Origin of the sequence: Shinella sp. SUS2 (assembly GCF_001262505.1) — a bacterium.
Classification (GTDB): Bacteria; Pseudomonadota; Alphaproteobacteria; order Rhizobiales; family Rhizobiaceae; genus Shinella.
On sequence record NZ_KQ410791.1, the window covers coordinates 1 to 6,402 of the forward strand.

The 6,402-nt window shown below is 60.5% G+C and carries 6 protein-coding genes and 1 pseudogene; 5 read left to right on the top strand and 2 right to left on the bottom strand.

What is annotated here, in order from left to right; genetic code table 11:
* Nucleotides 1-1,069: IS21 family transposase (locus AKG11_RS32815; protein ID WP_050747055.1), on the top strand; the 1,069-nt coding region annotated here is incomplete at its 5' end.
* A gap of 11 nt (nucleotides 1,070-1,080) precedes the next feature.
* Nucleotides 1,081-1,857, top strand: a complete 777-nt coding sequence (gene istB / locus AKG11_RS32820; RefSeq protein ID WP_050747051.1) for an IS21-like element helper ATPase IstB — start codon at nucleotides 1,081-1,083, stop codon at nucleotides 1,855-1,857.
* 68 nt (nucleotides 1,858-1,925) lie between these two features.
* Here istB and AKG11_RS32825 read toward each other — a convergent pair whose 3' ends face one another.
* Together AKG11_RS32825 and AKG11_RS32830 are read right to left on the bottom strand one after the other, a co-directional pair.
* Nucleotides 1,926-2,144, bottom strand: a complete 219-nt coding sequence (locus AKG11_RS32825; protein WP_156334222.1) for a hypothetical protein — start codon at nucleotides 2,142-2,144, stop codon at nucleotides 1,926-1,928.
* A gap of 70 nt (nucleotides 2,145-2,214) precedes the next feature.
* Complete coding sequence (locus AKG11_RS32830; RefSeq protein ID WP_050747056.1) at nucleotides 2,215-3,273, bottom strand: YVTN family beta-propeller repeat protein; 1,059 nt, start codon at nucleotides 3,271-3,273, stop codon at nucleotides 2,215-2,217.
* Nucleotides 3,274-4,367: 1,094 nt separating this feature from the next.
* Here AKG11_RS32830 and AKG11_RS34190 point away from each other — a divergent pair.
* The 3 genes and pseudogenes from AKG11_RS34190 to AKG11_RS32845 all read left to right on the top strand — a co-directional run bounded on the left by AKG11_RS34190 (nucleotide 4,368) and on the right by AKG11_RS32845 (nucleotide 6,162).
* Nucleotides 4,368-4,628 (top strand): metal-sensing transcriptional repressor, encoded by a 261-nt coding sequence (locus AKG11_RS34190; RefSeq protein WP_088016604.1) that lies wholly within the window; start codon nucleotides 4,368-4,370, stop codon nucleotides 4,626-4,628.
* Nucleotides 4,628-5,107 (top strand): annotated as a pseudogene (locus tag AKG11_RS35270) (MFS transporter); the annotation flags it as partial. The gene AKG11_RS34190 and the pseudogene AKG11_RS35270, both read left to right, overlap by 1 nt.
* Before the next feature lie 434 nt (nucleotides 5,108-5,541).
* Nucleotides 5,542-6,162 (top strand): RNA polymerase sigma factor, encoded by a 621-nt coding sequence (locus AKG11_RS32845; protein ID WP_197284067.1) that lies wholly within the window; start codon nucleotides 5,542-5,544, stop codon nucleotides 6,160-6,162.
* The last annotated feature ends 240 nt before the right edge of the window (nucleotides 6,163-6,402 follow it).

Consider the following 6,402-nt stretch of genomic DNA (forward strand, 5'->3'; position numbering starts at 1 on the left):
TTCCGCTCCTGTCGATGAAGGAGCTTATCTCGCGGCCTCAATCACAAAAGGAAAGGTGGGATGTTCGTCGCGCTCACCCAGCTTCAGCCAGAGATTGCCGGACTGGATCGACGGCCAGGTGCGCGCCCTGACCTACTATGGCGGGGTTACCAAGGCAATCGTGTGCGACAACCTCAAATCGGGAGTGGCCAAGGCCCTTTGGTTCGAACCGACATTAACTGCGACCTTTGCCGCCATGGCAGAGTATTACGACACCACGATCCTGCCGACCCGCAGCCGGAAGCCGCGCGACAAAGGCCGGGTCGAAGGCGCGGTTTTGATCGTCGAGCGCTGGATCCTTGCCCGCCTCAGGAACCGCAGCTTCTTCTCGCTAGCCGCTCTCAACGCGGCAATTGCCGAATTGCTCGAGGACCTGAACAATCGAACGATGCGGCATGTCGGCAAAAGCCGCCGCGAACTGTTCGAGGAGATCGAGCGGGCGACCTTGAAGCCGTTGCCGGCGGCGCCATTCGAATATGCGGAATGGAAATCGGCGAAGGTGCACCCGGACTATCATGTTGAGGTCGACAAGACCTTCTATTCGGTGCCACACCGGTTGATCGGATGCACTCTCCAGGTGCGGCTCACCCATCGGGTGGTCGAGATATTCCACGATCACCAGCGTGTCGCCAGCCATGTTCGCCGCTCCCAGCGTTCCGGCCACGTCACCGTCAACGAGCATATGCCCAAGGCGCATCAGCGCTATGCCAACACCACGCCGGCAAACCTGATCGGCCGTGCGGTCCAGATCGGTCCCAATGTCGCTATCCTGGTCGAACGCATGATGCGCGACAGGCCGCATCCCGAACAGGGCTACCGCGCCGCCATGGGCATTCTGTCGCTGGCGCCGCGCTATGGATCGCAGCGCCTGGATGCGGCTTGTGAGCGGGCGCTCACCATCAATGCAATCTCTTATTCCTCCGTCGCCTCCATCCTCAAATCCGGCCTCGACCGGCAAAGACAGCAGGCTGAACACACGGCCCCCACGCCTGCGCATACCAATATCCGTGGCCGATCCTATTATCAGTGAAGGAAGCAACAATGCTGTCAAACCCCACCCTCGACCAGATGCAGACCCTCGGACTGACAGGCATGGCCGCCGCCTGGCGCGAATTGAGCGAGCAATCCGGCGCCAATGAACTCGGCCGGGATGAATGGCTCGGCCTGATGCTCGACCGCGAAGTCACACTGCGCGCCGACAAGCGCATCCGTAACCGGCTCGCCTCCGCCAAGTTACGCTTTGCTCAGGCCTGTATCGAAGATATCGACTTCGCCGCCACCCGTGGCCTCGACCGGCGCAACACCATGGCGCTCGCACAGGGGCAATGGCTCGCGGCCCATGAGGGGCTGATCATCACCGGCCAAACCGGAACCGGAAAGTCATGGCTGGCCTGTGCCTTCGGTAGGCAGGCCGCCAGGCTCGGCTACTCCGTGCTCTATGTGCGCGTGCCGCGCATGTTCGAGGACCTCGCGCTGGCCCGCCTCGATGGCTCCTTTCCCCGCCTCATCGACAAGCTCAGCCGCGTCCAGCTCCTCATCCTCGACGACTTCGGGACGCACGCCCTGTCCGACCAGCAGCGCTTCCATCTCTTCGAAATCGTCGAGGAGCGCTATCAGAGAAAGTCCACTTTGATCACCGCTCAGGTTCCCGTGGCGAACTGGCACGACCTCATCGCCGACAGCACGGTCGCCGATGCCATACTGGACCGCGTCGTGCATAATGCTCACCGCATTACCCTGCGCGGTGAGAGCATGCGCAAGCAAAAAAGCGCGCCCCTCTTGACGGAGCCGGAAAACGGCGAAATCAATCACCTCTAATGGCAACAAGGCTGCCGAGGACCACCTCGTCAATCTGTCCGGACTTTTGTGAAATCAATGTCCGGCGATTAGCGGAAACGCTGTCCAGATTTTGCGAAGCGCGCAGCTTGCTCTATGTGTTGCGTCAGCGCGGCGTGTTCCAACATCCCGGACATGCGGGTCTCGTGTGCTTGAACGGCAAAAGAAGCAGCGGCAAGCGAGATGGTTGTAACAATGATAAGCAACGCGCGAAGCATGGGCAAAGAATAGAGCCTCGCCGACCCTTTGTCCATTGATGAAGCCTGCATGCCGGCCGTCCTGCTCATAGGTTTGAGGCTTAGGTCGTGCGGGGCGGCGAAGCGCCGCCCCGACGTTGCGTCACTGCGCCTGATAGGTGACGCCGTTCGGTCCCTTGCCGACAGCATATGTCTTGACCACGGACTGGCTGCCGACGTCGATCTGGGAAACGGTCCCGGCCACGATGTTGGTGACGAAGACAAAGGCTCCGTCGGCAGCGACCGTCACGCCGTGAGCGCCCTTGTCCGTCTGGATGGTCTTTACGACATTCCCGCCTACGACATCGATAACCGAGACCGTCTCATCCGGCTCCGTTTCGGTTCCCTGGTTCGCGACGTAAACCAGCCGGCCATCAGGCGTGGCGTAAACCTGGATGGGCGAACGGCCGACATTGATGCGTGCGATCACCTCGCGCGACTGCGTGTCGATAACGGCGACCTTGTTTTCATCGCGCAGCGAGACATAGACCCGCTTTCCGTCAGGTGTGAAGCCGACCTGGACGGGCGCAACGCCGACCTTGATCCTGGCAACTTCCGAAAGCGCCGTTGTGTCGATAACCGAAACAGTACCGTCCTGGACGTTCGCGACATAGATGGCGCTTCCATCCGGGCTCATCCGAAGGCCGTGGGGGTAGTCGCCGGTGCCGACCGTGGCGACGACCTCGCCCTTGGCAAGATCAACGACCGACAAGCTGTCGTCTTCGGAATTCGAGACGTAGGCGCGATTACCCTGCGCGTCTGCGATCACATGCGCAGGATGCCCACCCACGGGGATCGACGCCTTCACGCCGGAGGAAATATCGGCCGCGTCGAGGACGATCAATTGGCCTGCGACAGCGGCATCACCATGCCCGTCGCCGCCATGGCCTGCCCCATTGGACGCATGAGCGTCTTCAGCTTTGTCGGCGACCGGCAGGCCCACCGCCAGCACCAGATCTTTTCCCGGTACGAACTGCACGTTGTGGGGCGTGATCGGGACCGGAACGATGTCGATCTTTTCCGTGGTAAGGTCGATGCGGCTAACGGTGTTGCCAAATTCATCGGCCGTATAGACGAAGCCGGTTGCAGCAGGCTCCGCTCGGACGGTGGCGGCGAACGGAATAGCAAGCACCAGGGCGGATGCCGTCGCGAAGGCCAGCATGGCCGCACGTCTGCGAATCGCGGTTGCTGTCAGGACTGCCGCGGTGATGGAAATCGAACGGGTCGAGTGGGTCTTTAGCATGGTATTCAGCTCCTCGGCTCGCAGCCTTGCCGGCTCGTCGAGCACATCTTGAGGTGAGTTTGGAAAGATTGGCCCGGCGTGCGGATGCCGAAGACTTCCTCGCGTGCCGCTGCCTACCGATTCGGCAAGGTCCGTGCATGGCCCCTTCTGGCTCGCCGGCTGCCGACGATTAGAGGCTATGTCACGTCGGCGTCACGCAGAACGGCTCGTCTCCTCGGCCGTATCGTTGGGCGGCCTGGGACGCGCACGGTCGGAAGACTACGGCATTGTGCCGGTCCTCGGTTCGGCTGGAGCACACGGACTGAACAGGCCGAAGGTGCTCAGATGATCAAGGTGGATCGCGGAGGTCGCTTCTGACGACGCAACTCCGCGGATGAGGGCACCGGCGATGCAGCCGGCGAGACGGTTTCGCCGTTCAACATGCGCCAGCTCCAGGCCGTGTTTAGCGGAGCGCAGAGGAAGCACCCGAGGCCCGACAGGCAGTGACCGCTGTCGCACGGGTGCTCGAAGCCGCGTTGGGTATCGTTGTCGCAGGGCATGCGCACGAGGAGGTCGGCACAATCCGCAGCTTGAGTCATGAGCGCCGGGATGCCGTCCGTTGAAGCAGCACGCGCTTGATGCCCGCCATCTGTGAGAAACGCCGTAAGCCCGAACGCGATGGCGAGGAAAAGGATAAACCCGCGCCGCAAGGAGGTCGCCCACCCGTGCGACCCTCTGAACGCCTTGACCATTGTCACGCCGGCGGCCACCTCGGCTCATCCTTCGGTTTACTTGAACATCGAAACTGGGGCAAACCTAGCGCAGATCCAGCGTGACGAATTTGCGCTGCATCAAACAAGGGGGTCTTAAATGCTAGCGATGCTGCTCGCTGAGGCGGTCGGGCGCGCCAATCCCGATGATTGCGTGGAAGGCTGCGGGAATATCTATTGAGCAGACGGTAAGTATATTGCCGGGTCTGCTTCATCGAGAAGATGGTCGATTATGTCCAACGGAGTGTGAGGGCTAGGTGTCTTATGGCGAAATGCGGCGCCTTATCGTCTACGGCGGATAGGATTGCTGGTAGGGGTTCGACTTCAAACCTTCATGAAACACACCCACACATTGTAAAGCGCCTGAAGCGTGCTCGAGGTCACCGTGGCAGCGTAATCGAAATGATCGAAGAAGCAAAACGATGCCTCGATCATTTCGATCATTGCCTTGAGGAAACAGTCGGGTCCCTTCCGCGCCAAAAAATCGGTTCGGTTGATGTGTTCAAGGAAGCGAAATATCTCTGATCTTCGCGATCCTCAAGAACCGGACCTATCGCCATCTCTTTCTTGCCCAAGGGATCGAGCTGGCCGGGGCCCACGCCGGCGCGGTGCCGGGCGGACGCGCTCGCCATCAAGATGATCGCCTATGTGGCCGTCGCGCCCATCGCATCGGCTTTCGCCGAGCGCGTGCCGCAGCGAGCCATGTTGGTGGCGCTCGATCTCGTGCGCGCTTCCGTGTCTGTGTTGCTGCCCCTCGTTACCGAAATCTGGCAGGTCTATGTGCGAATCCTCGTCCTGCAGTCGGCCTCGGCCGCCTTCACGCCGACCTTCCAGGCGACGATCTCCAACATATTGCTGGAAGAAAAGGAGTATACGCGCGCGCTGTCGCTATCCCGGCGGCCTACGATCTGGAAAGCATCGTCAGCCCGATGCTGGCGGCAGCACTTCTCGCCTTCATCTCCTTCCACAATCTGTTTGCCGGCACGGTGATCGGCCTCCTTATCATCCCTTGATGGAGCGCCTCACGGCGAACCTGACAATGTTGTCGGGTTGTCGGACCCCGCTCGCTCTGCAGTCACTCCGCTCTTCGTCTCGGCTGCCTAGCGAGCAGCGATCATAAAGTAATCTGTTGGCATGTGGCCACCAAGCTGCGTCGTACGGGTCAGAGAGTAACGGGTCGGCTTGTGGCACGATAATGCACGGCTCTTGGATCGCAGCTCCTGCATGAGGCCGCGAGACCGTGCGATAGAACAGAGCCCCACCTGATCGGCATTGTCGGATCGCATCGCTGGCGTGCTTATCCTGTTCGTAGTGGGGCCATGACACTTGATTAGAGTTAAAGACTTATCAGCCGCGCCTGTCCAACATCAGGCGAATTTTGGGAGCTGCCCCGTGCAGGAGGAAAATGCGGAGGATGACCGAAGCTGGAGGCAAGAGAATGGATACGCAACGTTCCGATAAGTCTGACGATGCCGCGAAACCTCTTGATGCTGCCGTCCAGCGGGCGCTTGTCGAGGCGAGAGAGGAAATGCTGGTCTTCCTCCAGCGCCGCCTGAGGAATCGCGACGATGCGGAGGAGGTGTTGCAGCGCTTCTCCCTTCGGGCGCTGGAGCGCGCATCTCAACTCAGAGATATCCGCACCGTTCGGGGCTGGCTGGGCCGCATCCTCGCCACCACCCTTGTTGACCATCAGCGGAACTTGAGCAGGCGACGGCGTCGGGAAACCCCTGTCGACGACGCCGAGATCGAGAGTGAACCTGTTGACGCCGAGCTCGATGCAGCGGTCTGCAATTGTCTGTATCGTCTGCTTCCAACCTTGAAACCCGAGTATTCGGACATCGTCTGGCGGGCTGATATCCTGGGCGAGCCTCGCGACAGATTGGCAGCAAGCCTTGGCACCTCGCTCAACAATGTCGCGGTGCGACTCCACCGCGGGCGGCAAGCGCTACGCAAGCGTTTGGAAGAGATGTGCCGCACCTGTCCGATCCATGGTTTTCTCGACTGTCATTGCGAGAAAGCCGAGAAGATCCGCAAAGCTCACGAAGATGTATCTCGCTGAGGATACTCGACTGGCTCGATTTCAGAATCGGTAAGCATCCGAGCGGCCACGCGGCGTCCGTACGCGCGAGTTACGGCAAATCGTTCTAGGTGTTTAGTCCCGGTATTTGATGGTGCACTATTCAGCCAGGAATGGAGGGATGCGCTATGGGACAGATTCTACACTGAGAGCGGCGGTGGAAAAGTCGGCCACGGTAGCGGCGGAATAGTCCAGCCGCGGGCGGAGTAAAAACCGGCCACC